This window comes from Streptomyces sp. NPDC002779 (assembly GCF_042888685.1).
In the GTDB taxonomy this organism is placed as follows: Bacteria; Actinomycetota; Actinomycetes; order Streptomycetales; family Streptomycetaceae; genus Streptomyces.
In genome coordinates this window covers 516727-532922 of the sequence record NZ_JBIAQC010000003.1, presented here as the reverse complement: position 1 = coordinate 532922, position 16196 = coordinate 516727, and the positions used below count along the sequence as shown (strand labels likewise).

Annotated in this window: 16 protein-coding genes and 1 pseudogene; 11 read left to right on the top strand and 6 right to left on the bottom strand. The window is 71.1% G+C overall.

The window, feature by feature from the left end; translation table 11 throughout:
• The first annotated feature begins 7 nt into the window (after nucleotides 1-7).
• The 6 genes from ACFYW5_RS12265 to ACFYW5_RS12240 all read left to right on the top strand — a co-directional run bounded on the left by ACFYW5_RS12265 (nucleotide 8) and on the right by ACFYW5_RS12240 (nucleotide 6109).
• Nucleotides 8-3817 carry a hypothetical protein gene (locus tag ACFYW5_RS12265; RefSeq protein WP_389416860.1) on the top strand — a complete coding sequence of 1270 codons (3810 nt, stop codon included), beginning with the start codon at nucleotides 8-10 and terminating at the stop codon, nucleotides 3815-3817.
• A gap of 10 nt (nucleotides 3818-3827) precedes the next feature.
• Nucleotides 3828-4358, top strand: coding sequence for a hypothetical protein (locus ACFYW5_RS12260; RefSeq protein ID WP_389416859.1), 531 nt, complete (start codon nucleotides 3828-3830; stop codon nucleotides 4356-4358).
• A gap of 60 nt (nucleotides 4359-4418) precedes the next feature.
• Nucleotides 4419-5135 carry an N-acetylmuramoyl-L-alanine amidase gene (locus ACFYW5_RS12255; RefSeq protein ID WP_389416858.1) on the top strand — a complete coding sequence of 239 codons (717 nt, stop codon included), beginning with the start codon at nucleotides 4419-4421 and terminating at the stop codon, nucleotides 5133-5135.
• Nucleotides 5132-5314, top strand: coding sequence for a hypothetical protein (locus tag ACFYW5_RS12250; RefSeq protein ID WP_389416857.1), 183 nt, complete (start codon nucleotides 5132-5134; stop codon nucleotides 5312-5314). Before ACFYW5_RS12255 ends, ACFYW5_RS12250 begins: the two co-directional genes overlap by 4 nt.
• On the top strand, nucleotides 5314-5742 hold the full coding sequence (locus ACFYW5_RS12245; protein ID WP_389416856.1) for a hypothetical protein: 429 nt from the start codon (nucleotides 5314-5316) through the stop codon (nucleotides 5740-5742). Before ACFYW5_RS12250 ends, ACFYW5_RS12245 begins: the two co-directional genes overlap by 1 nt.
• A gap of 130 nt (nucleotides 5743-5872) precedes the next feature.
• A complete protein-coding gene (locus tag ACFYW5_RS12240; protein ID WP_389416855.1) occupies nucleotides 5873-6109 on the top strand; it encodes a hypothetical protein in 237 nt (78 codons plus the stop codon).
• Between the two features lie 74 nt (nucleotides 6110-6183).
• Here the strand turns inward: ACFYW5_RS12240 and ACFYW5_RS12235 are convergent, their stop codons facing one another.
• The gene (locus tag ACFYW5_RS12235) at nucleotides 6184-6939 is read right to left on the bottom strand and encodes a GntR family transcriptional regulator (protein WP_389416854.1); all 756 of its coding nucleotides are present in this window, start codon (nucleotides 6937-6939) and stop codon (nucleotides 6184-6186) included.
• A 144-nt stretch (nucleotides 6940-7083) separates the two neighbouring features.
• Between ACFYW5_RS12235 and ACFYW5_RS12230 the strand changes: the two genes are divergently transcribed.
• The 3 genes from ACFYW5_RS12230 (at nucleotide 7084) to ACFYW5_RS12220 (ending at nucleotide 8932) form a co-directional block, all read left to right on the top strand.
• Nucleotides 7084-7422, top strand: a complete 339-nt coding sequence (locus ACFYW5_RS12230; RefSeq protein ID WP_389416853.1) for a hypothetical protein — start codon at nucleotides 7084-7086, stop codon at nucleotides 7420-7422.
• 277 nt (nucleotides 7423-7699) lie between these two features.
• Complete coding sequence (locus ACFYW5_RS12225) at nucleotides 7700-8200, top strand: hypothetical protein (RefSeq protein ID WP_389416852.1); 501 nt, start codon at nucleotides 7700-7702, stop codon at nucleotides 8198-8200.
• A 78-nt stretch (nucleotides 8201-8278) separates the two neighbouring features.
• Nucleotides 8279-8932, top strand: coding sequence for a class I SAM-dependent methyltransferase (locus ACFYW5_RS12220; protein ID WP_389416851.1), 654 nt, complete (start codon nucleotides 8279-8281; stop codon nucleotides 8930-8932).
• Between the two features lie 61 nt (nucleotides 8933-8993).
• Here ACFYW5_RS12220 and ACFYW5_RS12215 read toward each other — a convergent pair whose 3' ends face one another.
• From ACFYW5_RS12215 to ssd, 3 genes and pseudogenes are all read right to left on the bottom strand, one after another.
• Nucleotides 8994-9260 carry a hypothetical protein gene (locus tag ACFYW5_RS12215; RefSeq protein WP_389416850.1) on the bottom strand — a complete coding sequence of 89 codons (267 nt, stop codon included), beginning with the start codon at nucleotides 9258-9260 and terminating at the stop codon, nucleotides 8994-8996.
• 210 nt (nucleotides 9261-9470) lie between these two features.
• A pseudogene (locus ACFYW5_RS12210) lies at nucleotides 9471-10094 on the bottom strand (ATPase, T2SS/T4P/T4SS family); the annotation flags it as partial.
• Nucleotides 10091-11194, bottom strand: a complete 1104-nt coding sequence (gene ssd, locus ACFYW5_RS12205) for a septum site-determining protein Ssd (RefSeq protein ID WP_389416849.1) — start codon at nucleotides 11192-11194, stop codon at nucleotides 10091-10093. The pseudogene ACFYW5_RS12210 and the gene ssd, both read right to left, overlap by 4 nt.
• Nucleotides 11195-11775: 581 nt before the next feature.
• Between ssd and ACFYW5_RS12200 the strand changes: the two genes are divergently transcribed.
• Nucleotides 11776-12609 (top strand): HAD family hydrolase, encoded by an 834-nt coding sequence (locus ACFYW5_RS12200; RefSeq protein ID WP_389416848.1) that lies wholly within the window; start codon nucleotides 11776-11778, stop codon nucleotides 12607-12609.
• A gap of 372 nt (nucleotides 12610-12981) precedes the next feature.
• Here ACFYW5_RS12200 and ACFYW5_RS12195 read toward each other — a convergent pair whose 3' ends face one another.
• The gene (locus ACFYW5_RS12195; RefSeq protein WP_389416847.1) at nucleotides 12982-13806 is read right to left on the bottom strand and encodes an oxidoreductase; all 825 of its coding nucleotides are present in this window, start codon (nucleotides 13804-13806) and stop codon (nucleotides 12982-12984) included.
• Between the two features lie 101 nt (nucleotides 13807-13907).
• On the opposite strand from ACFYW5_RS12195, the gene ACFYW5_RS12190 reads away from it, so the two are divergent.
• Nucleotides 13908-14888: an ATP-binding protein gene (locus tag ACFYW5_RS12190; protein ID WP_389416846.1), complete on the top strand. Its 981-nt coding sequence runs from the start codon at nucleotides 13908-13910 to the stop codon at nucleotides 14886-14888.
• Between the two features lie 6 nt (nucleotides 14889-14894).
• On the opposite strand, the gene ACFYW5_RS12185 is transcribed toward ACFYW5_RS12190, so the two are convergent.
• Nucleotides 14895-16169: a hypothetical protein gene (locus ACFYW5_RS12185; protein WP_389416845.1), complete on the bottom strand. Its 1275-nt coding sequence runs from the start codon at nucleotides 16167-16169 to the stop codon at nucleotides 14895-14897.
• Nucleotides 16170-16196: the final 27 nt, after the last annotated feature.

The following is a 16196-nucleotide window of genomic DNA, read 5'->3' as shown; positions in this document are numbered from 1 at the left end:
AGGCGTCGTGCCGTTCCCCCAGACCCCTCTCGACGTGCAGATCGAACTCCGGGTCGGCGGGGTCTGGACGGACATCACCACGGACGTCTACACCGCCGAGAAGATCACCATCGAGCGGGGGCGCCCCGACGAGGGGCAGCGCGCCGACCCGGGCAAGTGCGCCATGGCCCTGAACAACCGGCTGGGCAAGTACAGCCCCCGCAACCCGATCAGCCCGTACTACGGGCTGATCGGCCGCAACACCCCGATCCGCGTGTCGGTGCTGGCGGGCAGCCAGTTCCTGCGGCTGCCCGGCGCCACCACCGACTTCGCCTCCACCCCCGACGCCGCGCCGCTGGACATCCTCGGCGACCTCGACGTGCGGATGGACGCGCAGCTGGTCAACTGGCTCGACGCCGCCGACGTGCTGAAGACCACCGAGCTCGTCGGCAAGCTCACCCTCGCCCCCGGCGGGAAGTCGTGGTTCCTGGGGGTGCGGTCCAACCGGCTGTACCTGGAGTGGAGCGCGGACGGCACAAACACCCTCGGCGCGTCCTCGACGGTCGAGCTCGTCGTGCCCCCGTCCGGGCGCCTGGCCGTGCGCGCCACCCTCGACGTCGACAACGGCAGCGGGGGGCGCACCGTCACGTTCTACACCGCACCCTCGGGCACCGCCGGACCCTGGACACAGCTGGGTGCGCCGGTCGTGCAGGCCGGCGTCACGTCCATCTTCAACAGCCCCACCGCCGTGCGGATCGGCAACGCCGTCGATGTGGCGATGACGACGTCCGCCGGGCGCTGCATGGCGGTGGAGATCCGCAACGGCATCAACGGCATGATCGTCGCCAACCCGGATTTCACCGCGCAGGCCATCGGCGCGACCAGCTTCGTGGACGGGGCCGGGCGGACGTGGACGCTGAGCGGCGGCACTCAGATCACCAACCGGCGCACCCGGTTCGTCGGGGAGGTCTCCAGCTGGCCCTCGCGCTGGGACCTGTCCGGCAAGGACGTCCGGGTCCCCATCGAGGCCGCCGGCGTCTTGCGCAGGTACGGGCAAGGACAGAAGCCGTTCGACTCCACCCTGCGCCGCCGCATCCCCGCCTACTCACCGGCGGCGTATTGGCCTCTGGAGGAGGCGCAGGGCGCCACCCAGGCCTACAGCCCGGTCCCTGGGGTGCAGCCGCTCAAGGTCAGCGGCGGCGTGGAGTTCGCCTCCGACGACACCCTCGGCGGCGCCACGACCGTCCCGGCCTGGGGCGAGGACGGCGAGGGCCGCGGCGCGATCCCGTCGATGCCCGTCGGGGCGTGGCACTGCGAGATGGCTTTCAAGCTCGACGCGATGCCCAGCGGTCTGAACACGATGCTGGAGGTCACCACCACCGGCACCGCGAAGAAGTACACGATCCGGGTGCAGACCAATAACGTCAACGTCAGGGCCTTGGACTCGGACGGCGCCGAGCTGGCCCTCATCAACGTCACCGCACCCGAGTTCACGGGCCGCTGGAACCGTCTCCAGCTGTGGGCCCGGCAGCAGGGCGCCGACGTCGAGATGCACGTGGCGTGGGTCGGCATCGGCGCGAGCGGCGTGGCTGTCTCCACCACCTACACCGCCACTGAGGGCCGCCCGACCCAGGTCAAGATCCTGGGCATCCCCGGCAACCTCCGTCTCGGGCACCTCGCCATGTTCTCCGCCGTCAACACCGTCGCCTTCGCCAACGCCGACGACGGATTCGCCGGAGAGACCGCAGGCGTGCGCCTGCGCCGCCTGGCGAGCGAGGAAGGAAAGCCCATCCTGGTCCACGGCAACACCGCAATCCAGGAGCTCATGGGCGCCCAGAAGCCGGACACCTTCCTCGACCTGGTCGAGGAGGCCGCCGACGTCGATGGCGGCATCCTCTACGAGCGGCGCGACGTCCTCAGCCTCGCCTACCGCGACCGGCACAGCCTCTACAACCAGGCGCCGGCCTTGCAGCTCGACTACAACGCGCCCGGCCTGGCCCACCCGCTGGAGCCGGTCGACGACGACCAGGCGATCCGCAACGACCGCACCGTCCAGCGCGAGGGCGGCTCCTCAGCCCGCGCCGTCCTGGAGGAAGGCCCGGTGTCCGTGCAGGCCCCGCCCAACGGGGTCGGCCCCTACGACGACAGCGTCACCCTCAACCTGCACGACGACGACCAGCCCGCCCCGCACGCCGCCTGGCGGCTGCACCTGGGCACCGTGGACGAGGCCCGCTACCCGGTCGTCAACGTCGACCTGGCCGCCGCACCCGCCCTGATCGACGCCGTCACGCAGCTGGACTCGGGCGACCGGCTCACCATCGCCAACCCGCCCGCCTGGCTGCCGCCCGGACCGATCGACCTGATCGCCCAAGGCTCCACCGAGGTCATCGGCCACCCCAAGGACTGGGACTTCTCCTTCAACTGCACCCCCGCCACCCCGTGGCGAGTCGGCGTCCTCGACCAGACCGCACCCCGCATCGACGCCAACCCGGGCGGATCACTGCTGGCCGCCGCGGTCGACGCCGACGACACCGAACTGATCGTGCACACCCCCGCCGCCGGCGCCGCCAGCCTGGCGGTCCCCTTCGTCACCTCCCGCGACCGGCTCTCCGCGAACCCCGACTTCGAGGAGAGCCTGACCGGGTGGACGGCCACCGGCGGCACGATCGACCGAGTAGCAACCCCGGGCCCCGCCCCGTTCAGCGGGGACTGGAGCCTGCTCCTCACCCCCAACGGGGTGGCCAGCACAGCGTTCGCCGCGTCGCCCGCCGCACCGGTCACTCCGGGCACGGCCTACGCGCCCTACGGCTTCCTGCGCTGCGCGAGCGCACGATCGGTGAGCCTCTCCGTCAACTGGTACGACGGCGGGGGTGCCTACCTGTCCACCAGCAGCATCAGCAAGACGGTGGACGCCGGCGTCTGGACCGAGTTCACCGGCAGCGTCACGGCACCGGTGGGGGCGGCGACGGCGCGGGTCCTGCCCACGCTCACGGGCACGCCGCCCAGCAGCGACCAGCTGCACGCCGACGTCGTCTTCCTCGGCTCCGGGGTGGCGGGCGCATCCGCCCGCGACTTCCCCTTCGACGTGGTCCTGGGCGGCGAAGTGGTCCGGGTGACCGGCAACGCCTCGGCGCTGCTGGACACGTTCACCCGCACCGTTGCGGGCGGCTGGGGCACCCCGGATTCGGGCTCGGCCTGGACCGTGACCGGCGCCGCCGCGGACTACTCGGTCGGCAGCGGCTACGGATCCGTGGCACAGCCCACCGTGGGCATCGCCCACCTGACGCTCACCCCGGCCCCGAGCGCCGACGTCGACCTGTACGCCGACGTCGCCACCAGCGTCCTGGCCTCAGGCGCCAGCCTGTTCGCCGGGCCGCTGCTGCGCGCCGTCGACAACAACAACCACTACGCGGTCCGCCTGGACTTCACCACCACGGCCGCCGTCAACATGACCATCCGCAAGCGCGTGGCGGGCGTCGAGACGCAACTCGGCCTGTACACCAGCGGCCTGGCGCACGTGGCCGGCACCTTCTACCGGGTCCGCTTCCAGGCGGCGAGCACCACCCTGCGCGCGAAGGTGTGGCCGGCCACGGCCGCCGAGCCGCGGCAGTGGCAGATCGAGGTGACCGACCCGTCGCTGACCGCGGCCGCCAACATCGGCACCCGCTCCTTCGCCAACACCGGCTCGACCGCCGTGGCGCCGAGCATGCGGTTCGACAACATCCACCTCGTCACCCCGCAGCGGATGACCGTCATGCGGTCCATCAACGGGATCGTCAAGCCGCACGCCGTCGGAGCCGAGGTCCGCGTGCACCGGCCCGCCGTCGTCGCCCTGTAGGAGGACCGCCGTGACGTTCATCGAGTTCCCTGTCTGGCAGCCCGGCATGATCATCACGGAAGCGCGGGCCAACAGCGCCGCCCTGGTGGGACGGACGGTTTTCCGGGCCACCAGGGACACGTCCCAGTCCATCCCCAGCACGGGATCCGGCAACCCGGACGGCGCGAACGCCCTCAGCTGGGAATCCATCCCACTCGACGACCTAGGCGGCTGGTCCTCGGGCAGCCCCACCCGCTACACCTGCCAGCTCGCAGGCTGGTACAAGATCAACGCGAAAATCTCCTTCAACGCCACGGCCACCCCAGGCACCGCGAGGGCCTTGGGGATCTTCGGCAACGGCACCTTGCTGCCCGGCGGCCACTTCCGGTCCGCGATCGCCGCCACCAACGTGGTCCATACCGAAGATGGTTACCTCACGACTCTGCTGGCCGTCGGCGACTACATCCAGCTCGCCCCCGGGCACAGCACCGGCTCGAACCTCGACACCGCGACCGGCGGCACCCGGCCGACGCTGGAGATCGAGTTCGCCCGCCCCGCGTAGCCCTGCCCACCCTCCGCCCCGCGCCGACCGGCCGGGGCGTTCCGCATGTCTGGAGCACGCATGGCCACACCCCTGCCCGCAGCTACCTTCCTCGCGGCACTCCGCGCCGAGGGCGTCAAGGTCGTCGAGGTCGGCAGCTGGCGCACCCACAACCGCAACAGCCGCGGCCCGTGGGGGCCGGTCAACGGCGTGATGCAGCACCACACCGGCCCGTACTCCACGGAGAAGGGCATGGTCGAGCTGTGCCGTAAGGGCTACTCCGGGCTGCCGGGGCCGCTCTGCCACGGCGTCATCGACCGCTCCGGCACCGTCCACCTCGTCGGCTACGGCCGCGCCAACCACGCCGGGGCCGGCGATGGCGACGTGCTCGCCGCGGTCGTCCGCGAGGACGCGGACCTGCCGGTCGACAACGAGACGGACACCGACGGCAACCGGCATTTCTACGGGTTCGAGGCGATCAACACGGGCGGCGGCCAGAGCTGGCCCGCCGACCAGGTCGAGGCCATGGTCCGCGTGTCCGCCGCGCTCTGCCGCGCCCACGGGTGGTCCGCCGAGTCGGTCATCGCCCACAAGGAGTGGCAGCCCGGCAAGCCGGACCCGGCGGGCGTGGACATGGAGAAGCTGCGCGGCCGCGTCGCCGAGCGGCTCAAGCACCCCGCGTCCTGGTCGCCGACCGCCCCGAAGCCGCCGGCCCCCAAGCCCCAGCCGCCTACCACTGAGGAGCGGCTGACCGCCCTGGAGAAGCGCGTCACAGCGCTGGAGAAGGAGTCCCGATGAGGATCTCGAAGTACGCCAAGGCGGCCGTGTCCGCCATTGCCGCCGGCGGGGGCTCTCTGTCCGTCGCCGTCACCGACGACACCGTCACCGCGGCCGAGGGCTGGGCGGCCCTGATCGCCGTCCTGGCCGCGCTCGGCTTCACGTGGGCGGTGCCCAACAAGACGCAGACGGACGTCTGATGCGCGCGGGGGCTCGGCTGCTGGCCAGGCGGCTGGGCCGCCGCGGCGCCCTTCTCACGATGAAGGGCACCATCGCCACCCTCTACGGGTCCGGTCAGCTCGTCGAGCCAGTCCGGGACACCAGCGGCCTGCGCCTGCTGCTCAAGCTCTGGCCGCTGGAGGTCTGGGGGTGGGCATGGATCACGGCCGGAGCCATCGCCCTGGTCTGCGCGTGGCTCCCGCCGCGCCGGGACTGGCCCGGGTTCCTGGCCGTCTGGGCGATCACCGCGCCCTGGTCGATGTCCTACCTGGTGGCTTGGTGGCCGCTCGACGACTACCAGCGGGGATGGGTGGCCGCCTTGATCTTCGGCGCGTTCGGCGCGGTCTGCTTGGTCGCGATCGGCTGGGACGAGCCTCCGGCACGGACGGAGCGACCGCGTGAGACCTGAGATGCTGACCGCCCTGAGCGCCCTGGCCGTCGCCCTCGTCACGGCGGCCGGCGGTGTCATCACAACTGTTATCGGCCGGCGGCAGCCTCGGCGCGCGAGGGGGGCCGAGAGACGCGATGACTTCAGTGCGGTGACTGACAAGCTGGGCGAGCACATCGCGCGCCTGGAGCGGGAGGCCGAGCAGGACCGGCAGCAAGCCGAGGCCGACAGGGTCCGCATCAATGCCCAGGACTACGCGCTGCGGTACATCGCCGGTTGGGCTCGGTCGTTGGTCGCGTACATGCGGCAGGCGCAGCTGGAGCCGCCTCCGCCGCCGCAGCCCGTACCCGACGAGGTCCGTCCCTATCTGCACGACATCGGCTCTTGATCGCGGCCCCGCTCTCCCTCGGGAGGGCGGGGCCGCTTTCGTGCGTCCAGGGGTCGAAAGAGTCCTCCGCCCCTTCAGTCGTCGAGCTCGATGCGGAAGTCCACGACGGTGGTGTCACCGCGCCGCACGATCGGGTGCGCGACCTCGACCACGCGGCCGGTGTCAGCGATGTGCCGCCGCGTGTAGCGCAGGACCGGGACGCCGGAGCCGATGCGGAGCGTCGCCGCCTCCAGCTCGGTGGGCATGCCCGCGGTGAAGCTCTCGGTGATCTGCGTGACTCGGATGCCGAGGCTGCCCAGCTGCGCCCGGGTCCCGCCCGGCCACGGCTCGTTGATCGGGTCGGCGACCGGTGTACCGGCGACGTCCGACCAGCGCACGTAGCTGGTGCTCATCTGGGTGGGCTGGTCGTTGTCGTAGAACACGAAGTGCCGGGCCAGGAGCCGCTCGCCGACCTCGCACTCGAACAGGGCTGCCAGCTCGGCGTCGGCCTGGACGCGCTCGAACCGCTTGTCGAGCCGGTACTCGGACCAGCCGATGCCCTGGTCCTTCGTGTAGGGCGTGGACTTGGCGCCAGGTGTGGAGCGGTAGCGGTCGGCCGCCATGCGGTGGATCGGCGGCCGCGGACGGACCCGAGTGCCTGCGCGGGCCCGGGTCTCGATCAGGCCCTCGGTAGCGAGGAGACGGAGCGCGTTCCGGATGGTGGTCTCCGATACGCCATATGACGCACACAGGGCGGGCAGTGTCGGCAGCTGATCGCCGGGCGCGAGCTGACCGGAGGCGATGCGCTGCCGCAGCTCAGCGGCGATGCGCAGGTACTCGGGCTGTGCCACTGCCGTACCACCTGTCCACGTGATCGCGTCAATCTGAGTACACATACTCTCCCCTCCCCCTTGACCGGCGCCAACTCCGCCGACAATCTGAGTACAGATAAGCACTATCCGTACTCAGATAGCCACCGTCTGCGGGGTACAGTCATGCCCGAATCGGGTCACACGTGGCAGAAGGCGTTCAAGGGCGAGCCCATCGAGGCAGCCCATGTCCGCATCTGGACCCGCGGCCGTGTGACGCACCCCGATGCCCCGCTCGTCGCCGACGAGCTGTTCGTCGCGGTACTCGGGTCGGGCGCCCCCGCCGTCGAGATGACGCTCTCCACGGCAGGCGACCGCATCCGCATCACCGCCCAGGGGCACGACCCGCTCCCGCTCATCCACAGCCACGGACCCGGCTGGTCGATCCTCACCGGCCTCTGCCAGCGCGCCGGACTGACCGCCGACGAGACCGGGCTGTGGGGTCTGTTGGGCGGGAAGCCGTGACGCCGCCGACCCCGCCGCCATCCTCTGTGCTCACGTGGGCGCAGTACTCGGGCTGGGCCTGCTGCCTCTGCGGCGCATCCCTCGCCGCCACCGGCGGAGTACCCGCCGGCCGCGCGCGAGGACAGTCCGGTGCGCACGACCTGAGCGTCGACGTGTACGCCTGCCCGCCCCTGTCGGGCTGCGGGCGGCCGTCGCGCCCCTCACAGACTCCCGCCCTTCACCAGCGGGCGGGCCAGACGCCTCCGACCGGAGGCGCCGTCCACACCAGGAGGACAACGTGACCGTCGCGTTAGAACGTCCCGCCGCTGCCCGCACCCGTGACCCGCAGGAACTCCTCAATGCGGTCGCGCCGCACATCACCGAGTTGACCGTCAACATCTTCGACTCCGGCATGACCATCTGGGACCGCGAGATCGCCTTGCTCCTGCGCGACCACACCATGGTCCGCGACATGGCCGAACGGATTCTCGGCAACGCCGTCATGTACGTCATGGGCTCCATCGAGAACCCCGGCCAACACCTCGGAGTGGGCAAGCTCGTCGACATCGGCGTCCATCAGCTCATCCTCGACACGCCCGTCTGGTGGGGCATCTGCCGCCTCTACAACGGCGGCCGGTTCAAGCACCACGCCCCGTTCATCGAGCGCCGCCGCGACGGCCTGTGCCTGCGCACCGGCGACTTCCTCCGCTCCCAGGGCTGGGGGATCGACGAGGAGCTGTGGGCCATCGACGGCGCGGACTGCTCCCCGTGCGACGACAAGGTCCCCGACAGCCACTGACCCCGCTACAGTCGCCCCCGCCCTCACGGCTTCCCGAGGGCGGGGGCTCCCGCATCTCGACAACCAGAGGAACACGCTGTGCCCGTACCGCACGACATCGCCGCCGAGACCGAACTGTGGGACGCCTTCGCCGAGTCGGCGTTCAAGGACGACGCAGAGCCGTCGTTCTGCTGGACCCAGTACGCCGGCCACGGCCCCGGACCGGAACTCCTGGCCGCCCCGGAGTCCGTGCTGGAGATCGGATGCGGCACCGGCCGCGCGCTGGCCCACCTCGCACAGCAGGGAGTCAAGGCAACCGGCGTGGACCTGTCGCCGCGCATGGTGCAGCGGGCAGGCGAGAAGTGGGCGCCGCTCGGTGTACGGATCGAGCAGGGCGAGATCCTCAACTGGCTTGCCGCCGACGAGGGCCGGTATGACGCCGTGTACTCCATCTTCGGCGCGGCCTGGTTCACCGACCCCACCCGCCTCTTCCCCCTCGTACACGAGCACCTCGCCCCGGGCGGTGTCTTCGTGTTCTCTCAGCCGCCGGCCATCCCTGGCGCGTATGGGCCGCAGGGCATGTACAAGGGCGGGTTCGCGGGGAAGGCCATGTTCACCTACCGGTACAGCTACAAGCCCGCCGTGTGGGAGCGGCTGCTAACCCGGGCCGGGTTCGCGGCGGCTGAGGCGACGGTCGTGCACGCCCCGAAGGCCGGACACATCGGCACGCTGATCGTCCAGGCCCACGCCTGACCACTCACCGCGGCCCCGGACGGCGACCTCAACCGCCGACCGGGGCCGCTTCGCATCGCATCTACTCGGGTTTGTACTCCCGACCGAGATGCGGGTCGTCGAAGACTCGCACCTCCCACCACTCCTGGAAGACGTAGGGGTCGTGGTGCCCCTTTGGAATAGCGACGCGTCGGACTTGGAGCCCCGTGCCGAGCATCTCGGCACCTTCCATGAACCGCGTCACGTCCTCGATGTTCTGGGTCATCAGGTGCTTGGTCTCGCGCGGGTTCGTGACGTAGCCGCCAGTCGGATCTTCGGGCACCACTACCTCCTGAATGAGTCGACGCACGCCAGGCTCCCAGGCCGGGGCTAGCAGGGGGCAGGATCCGCGAGATCACACCGCAGGGAGGGCACTTAGTCCGCCACCTTGGATTCGAAGGCGATCACAGAAAACGCCGACCCAGCCCGCAAAGCCACAGGTCAGAGGCATTTCCACGCGCCGATTTGCGCTCCTCCGAGCAAGATCCATTTAAAGGCGTTACAAAACGACTTTGGGGTTGCCGCTGCCGGTGCCGCCGCTGATGAGGAAGGACAACCGCGCCTCGATCAGCGCCCGCAGCACCCGGTCCCCGCGCGGCGGTACCGTGCCCGCCGCCACCAGCTCGTCCAGCGTGAACGCACGCGGCCGTACCACCCGCAGGGACAGGCAGGTGCAGCCGACGGCCACCGGGGGCAGCACGGCGTGCAGCCGGGTCCCGTCGGGCAGCCGGGCGTCGGCCCAGGGCCGCGCGTCGTCCAGGCGCCGTCCGGCCACCGCGGCCAGCCGTTGCGCGAGGCGTCGTACGGCCGCCGCGTCGTGGAAGCGGACGTCGGTCAGCTCCAGGCCGCCGCCGCGGTCCACCCAGACCCGGTCCGGGGCCGAGACCAGCACATCGGTGACCGACGGGTCGGCGAGCAGCGGTTCCAGGGGCCCGCTGCCGACCAGTTCGGACCGCAACTGCTGCGCGGCGCCGAGGATTTCGGCGTCCCCGAGCACGCGCCCTTGTTCGCGCAGCGCCTGCGCCACGCGCGCGGGGGTCGGCTCGGCCCCGCTCTCCGCGAGCTTGCGTCGCACACCGTCGAGCAGCGCCGGTGTCATGTCGGATCCGGCCGCGAGCGCCTCCTGTCCCAGGTACGTGCTCATGCCGTCCCCGCCTCCAGCAGTGCCCGCTCCCAGAAGGTGCGGCAGAAGCGCGCCAGCGGTCCGCGTCCGGCCGCGGCGGGCGGCGTCCTGCCGTTCTGCGGGCGGCTCAGCGCCGCTTCGACCGGCACTTCTCCGGCCAGCGGCAGTCCGAGGAGCCGGGCCACCTCGCGGTCGTCGAGGCCGGGCGCGTACGGCCCGCGTACCGCCACCCGCAGGTCCCCGAGCACCATCCGGACCGCGGAGGCCACCCGTCCGGCGGCCGCAACGGCGCGCAGTTCGCCGGGGACGACGAGGATGCCGAGGTCGAGCTGGGCGAGCACTTCGGCGACGCCGTCGTCGATCCGGCGCGGCAGGTCGACGACGACCGTGCCGCTGCGGCGCCGGGCGGCGGCCAGCACCGCCCGTACGGCCTGCGGCGGGACGGCAACGCAGTCCCCGCGGTCCCAGCTGAGCACCCGCAGGTTGTGCAGCCGGGGCAGCGACTCCTCCAGGGCGCCGCCCCCGACCCGTCCGCGTGAGGCGGCGAAAGCCGGCCAGCGCAGCCCCTCTGCGGTCTCGCCGCCGAGGAGTACGTCGAGTCCGCCGCCCAGCGGATCGGCGTCCACGAGCAGGGTGCGCAGTCCCTCCCGCGCGGAGGTGACGGCCAGGGCGCACGCGAGCGTGGACGCACCGGCCCCGCCCCGCCCGCCGATCACGCCGACGGTGAGGGCGGGCCGGCCCACGCCCTCGGCCACGTCGGCGATGCGGTCGACCAGCCACTGCTCCCCGTCCGGGAGCATCAGGACATGGTCGGCGCCGATCTCGACGGCCCGCCGCCATACCCCGGAGTCGTCCTGGTCCCGGCCGACCAGCACCACGCCCCGTCTGCGCGGCGCGCCGCGCACCCGGCGGGCGGCGTCGTCGCCGACCAGGACCAGCGGTGCGGTCTCCCAGTTCCCGCGCGGTTCGGGGACGCCGTGATGGACCTCGGGCGTGGCGCCCGCTGCCGCGCACAGCCGCAGCAGGTCGTCCAGCAGGCCGGCGTCCTCGGTGACGATCAGCGGTGCTCCCGGCCGCCCCGAGGCGGCGGGCGGCGGTTCTTGGGTGGCGGCAGCGGCCATGGCATCCCCCTGTGTCGCGTCTGTCGCGGGGCCCCTGCGGCCACGCGATTCCCAAAGGTGCGGAGAACCGGCGTCCGGTCTCCGTATGAGCGGCCGATACGAACCGGCCAAACGCGCCCGACTAACCGGAACCGGTCATGAAGTCCGCCCCGGCGGGACGCGTTGGGAAACACGGTGCAGCGATGCCGGAAATCGTGTGGATCTTGGTCGATAACTGTGGACAACTCGATGGTTGTGAATATCGCCGTCACCCATACCGGTGACCCGTGTACTGGTCCCGTACGACTTCCGGAGAGCAGTCCACCGACTACCCACAGTGACGGATCATGGGCATGCCGAAGGGGCGGCCTGAGCCGCCTCGCTGCGACCTCGCGGTCGGTCAAAGAAGGGGGAAAACGCACCCGGACATGCGACGACCCCCGCCGGGGGGGAGAGCGGGGGTCGTCTCCACGGCCGACTCGGGGGGGGAGGAGCCGGGCCGGGTTAGCACGGTCGCGAACGATCCGTGACTTCCATGGTGTACCCGAGAGGCCTCTCAGGCAAACCCACGCGCCCCACCTTACGCCGAATGGGCTGCGCCTATGCTCAGGGTCGTGGAAAACCACTCCTTGCCCCGCACAGCGGCCTTCTTTGACCTGGACAAGACGGTCATTGCGAAGTCGAGCACGCTCACCTTCAGCAAGTCGTTCTACCAAGGCGGTCTGATCAACCGCCGGGCCGTCCTGCGGACCGCGTACACCCAGTTCGTGTTCCTCGCGGGCGGCGCCGACCACGATCAGATGGAGCGCATGCGCGAGTACCTGTCCGCGCTGTGCCGCGGCTGGAACGTCCAGCAGGTCAAGGAGATCGTCGCCGAGACCCTGCACGACCTGATCGACCCGATCATCTACGACGAGGCAGCCTCCCTCATCGAGGAGCACCACACCGCGGGCCGCGATGTCGTGATCGTGTCGACATCGGGCGCGGAGGTGGTGGAGCCCATCGGCGAGCTGCTCGGCGCCGACCGCGTGGTGGCCACCCGCATGGTCGTCGGCGACGACGGCTGCTTCACCGGCGAGGTGGAGTACTACGCGTACGGCCCGACGAAGGCCGAGGCGGTCAAGGAGCTCGCCGCGTCCGAGGGGTACGACCTCTCCCGCTGCTATGCCTACAGCGACTCGGCGACCGACGTGCCGATGCTCCAGTCCGTCGGCCATCCGCACGCCGTGAACCCGGACCGCGCGCTGCGCCGCGAGGCACTCGCGCGCGGGTGGCCCATTCTCGACTTCCACCGCCCGGTCCGGCTCAAGCAGCGGCTGCCCGGGTTCTCCGTCCCGACCCGTCCGGCGCTCGTCGTGGCGGCCGCTGTGGGAGCGGCGGCGGCCACCGCGGGGCTCGTCTGGTACACCAGTCGCCGCCGCACCGCACTGGCCTGACCTGCGCCGTTGCCGACCCTTGGGCCGGTTCGGCAGACCCCCGCCCGTTTAGCTCCTGTTTGAACGCAAAAGTAAAGAACGGCAGCCAGGGCTTCCGCTTGCTCCGGACCTGGAGTAGAAAGGATTCAACGGCCCGCGAGACCAAGGGCATCCGCGAGGATCACCTTTACACCGCAACTGGCCCCACGGACCGAGCATGGACACCGGGCACCCACGCGACGTCGACCCGTCGATTACGGGCCAGCCGCACCAGGGCACGGGCAAAGTCCCCGACCTGATGGGCAACATATCGAGGACGCTTGGTAACCCGGTGAACATGCCAGCGGCGGTACGAATCTCTTCGTACCGCCGCAACCCTTTTCCCGAGGACTTCTACGCCGCCCCGCGCTGAAGCGCCTCGCACACCGCCGTCGATTCGCGCGCGCCCAGCTCGATCGCCTTGCCGCAGTGGGCGATCCAGGCGGCCACGCCCTCGGGAGTGCCGGAGACGTATCCGTCGAGCGCCGCGAGGTAGGCCGCGCGGCCGAGTTCGCCGTGGCCGACCTCCGAGGGGCAGACCGACTTCGGGTCGAGACCGCTGCCCACCAGCACGATGCGCTCGGCCGCCCGCGCGACCAGGCCGTTGTGGGAGGTGAACGGGCGCAGCGCCAGCAGCTCGCCGTGCACCACGGCGGCGGTCACCAGCGCCGGTGCGGACCCGCCCGCGATGATCAGCTCGGACAGGCCGTCCAGCCGGCCGTGGACCTCGTCGGCGCCGGGCAGCGGCAGCTCGACGAGCGGCTCGTCGACCGGCTCGCCGGCCTGGCGCGGGCGCCCGACCTCCGGCCCGTTGGTCGCCGCCGCGACCAGGTGCAGCCGGGCCAGCACGCGCAGCGGCGACTGCCGCCAAATCGACAGCAGCTGGCCCGCCTCCGCGGTCAGCCGCAGCGCGGCGCCCATCAGGCGCGCCTCGTCGTCCCCGCTGAAGTCGGTGCGCCTGCGCACCTCCTCCAGGGCCCAGTCGGCGCCGGACAGCGCCGCCGAGCCGCGGGCCCCGCGCAGCGCCGCCTCGGAGGTGATCGCGTTGCTGCGGCGCCGCATGACCCGGTGCCCGTAGACCCGGTCCACGGCCTTGCGCACGGACTCCACGGACTCGGCCACGCCGGGCAGCGCACCCAGGGCCGCGAGCGGATCGGCGGTCGCGCCTGTCGTACTCATGAGTACGACATTACGCATTCCAGTGCCCGGCCCCACGATCGAGTGGCCTTCTTCACGTTTGCCCGCCCCAGGCGCCCGGGCCGCCACTACGCTTACTGAACATGAAAATTGCTTTCGTCGGGAAGGGCGGCAGCGGCAAGACCACCCTGTCGTCCCTGTTCATCCGGCACCTCGCCGCGACCGGGGCGCCGGTGGTCGCGATCGACGCCGACATCAACCAGCACCTGGGGGCCGCGCTCGGCCTGGACGAGCCCGAGGCGGCCGCCCTGCCGGCGATGGGCGACCGGCTCCCCCTGATCAAGGACTACCTGCGCGGCGCGAACCCGCGGATCTCCTCCGCCGAGACGATGATCAAGACGACCCCGCCCGGCGAGGGCTCCCGGCTGCTGCGGGTGCGCGAGGACAATCCGGTCTACGACGCCTGCGCCCGGCCGGTGGAACTCGACGGCGGCACCGTCCGTTTGATGGTCACCGGCCCCTTCACCGACGCCGACCTGGGGGTCGCCTGCTACCACTCCAAGACGGGAGCGGTGGAGCTGTGCCTGAACCACCTGGTGGACGGGCGCGACGAGTTCGTCGTGGTCGACATGACCGCCGGCTCGGACTCCTTCGCCTCCGGCATGTTCACCCGCTTCGACATGACGTTCCTCGTCGCCGAGCCGACCCGGAAGGGGGTCTCCGTCTATCGCCAGTACAAGGAGTACGCCCGCGACTTCGGCGTGCGGCTGAAGGTCGTCGGCAACAAGGTGCACGGACCGGAGGACCTCGACTTCCTGCGCGCGGAAGCCGGGGACGACCTGCTCGTCACGGTCGGGCACTCGGACTGGGTGCGCTCCATGGAGAAGGGCCGCCCGCCCCGGTTCGAGCTCCTGGAGGAGGCCAACCGCAGCGCCCTGCACCGGTTGCAGGAGGCCGTGGACGCCACCTACGAGAGCCGGGACTGGGAGCGCTACACCCGCCAGATGGTGCACTTTCATCTGAAGAACGCGCAGTCCTGGGGGAACGAGCGGACCGGGGCCGACCTCGCCGCGCAGGTCGACCCCGCATTCGTGCTCGGCGAGAGCGTCACCGCTCCCGCCTGAGCGGCGCTACTGCCGGGCCGCCGGTGCCCCGGGGACGCCCTTGGGCGCCGGGGCCGGGCGGTCCGACAGGAAGGACTCCCAGCCCTGCTTCGGGGCCTGGCCGACCGGCAGGGTGGTGAGCTTGGCCAGCACCTTCGGGTCCTGCGCGTCCAGCCAGTCGGCGAGCTGCCGGAAGGAGACGCAGCGCACCTCCTCCTTGGTGCACACGTTCTCGATGACCTCCTGGATGGCCCGCATATACGTGCCGCCGTTCCAGGACTCGAAGTGGTTGCCGATGATCAGGGGCGCGCGGTTGCCGTCGTAGGCCCGGCGGAAGCCCTGGAGCAGGCCGTCGCGCATCTGGTCGCCCCACAACTCGTACTTGTCGGGGTCGCCCTGGCTGGTGGTGCCGGACTGGTTGACCATGAAGTTGTAGTCCATGGTCAGCTGCTCGAAGGTGTGCCCGGGGAACGGCACGAGCTGCATCGACAGGTCCCACAGGCCTTGCTTCTTCTTGGGCCAGACCTGGTTGTTGACGCCGCTGGTGTCGTAGCGGAAGCCGAGTTCCCGGGCGGCCTGCATGAAGTTCTCCTGGCCCTCCAGGCAGGGCGTGCGGGCGCCGATGAGCTCGCGTTCGTAGTCGAAGGGCAGCGGGGAGGCGTCCTTCAGACCGGTGTTGGTCTTCCAGGACTTCACGAACTGCTTCGCCTGGGCGATCTCGTCCTTCCACTCCTCGACCGACCATTCGCCGACCCCGCGGCCCTTGCCGCAGAAGTGGCCGTTGAAGTGGGTGCCGATCTCGTTGCCCTCCAGCCACGCGCCGCGCAGCTGCTCGACGGTGGCGGCGATGCCCTGCTCGTCGTTGAAGCCGATGTCGGAGCGGCCCGGTGAGTGCTGCGGCGGCCGGTACAGATCGCGCTTGTGCTCGGGCAGCATGTACACGCCGCTGAGGAAGTACGTCATCGTCGCGTTGTTGTCCCGGGCGACCTTGCGGAAGTGGGAGAACAGCTTCTGCCCGTCCTCGCCCGCGCCGTCCCAGGAGAACACCACGAACTGCGGCGGTTTCTGCCCGGGCTTCAGCCGTTCGGGCCTGGGCAGGTGCGGCTGGGCTCCGGTGTACGCGGTCGAGCCGTCGCCGATCAGGCGGACCGCGCTCTTGGGCGGCGCCTGGGCCGGCTTGGCCTTCTGCGGGCCGGAGACCCCTTCCTCGGTGCCGTCGCTGCCGATTCCGCAGCCGGCGATTGATGCGGCACAGACCGCGGCGACCACGGCGCCCGCGGCGATCCTCTGGATGGCGGCCATGTTCCGCCCACCTACTTCCTTCTCTCA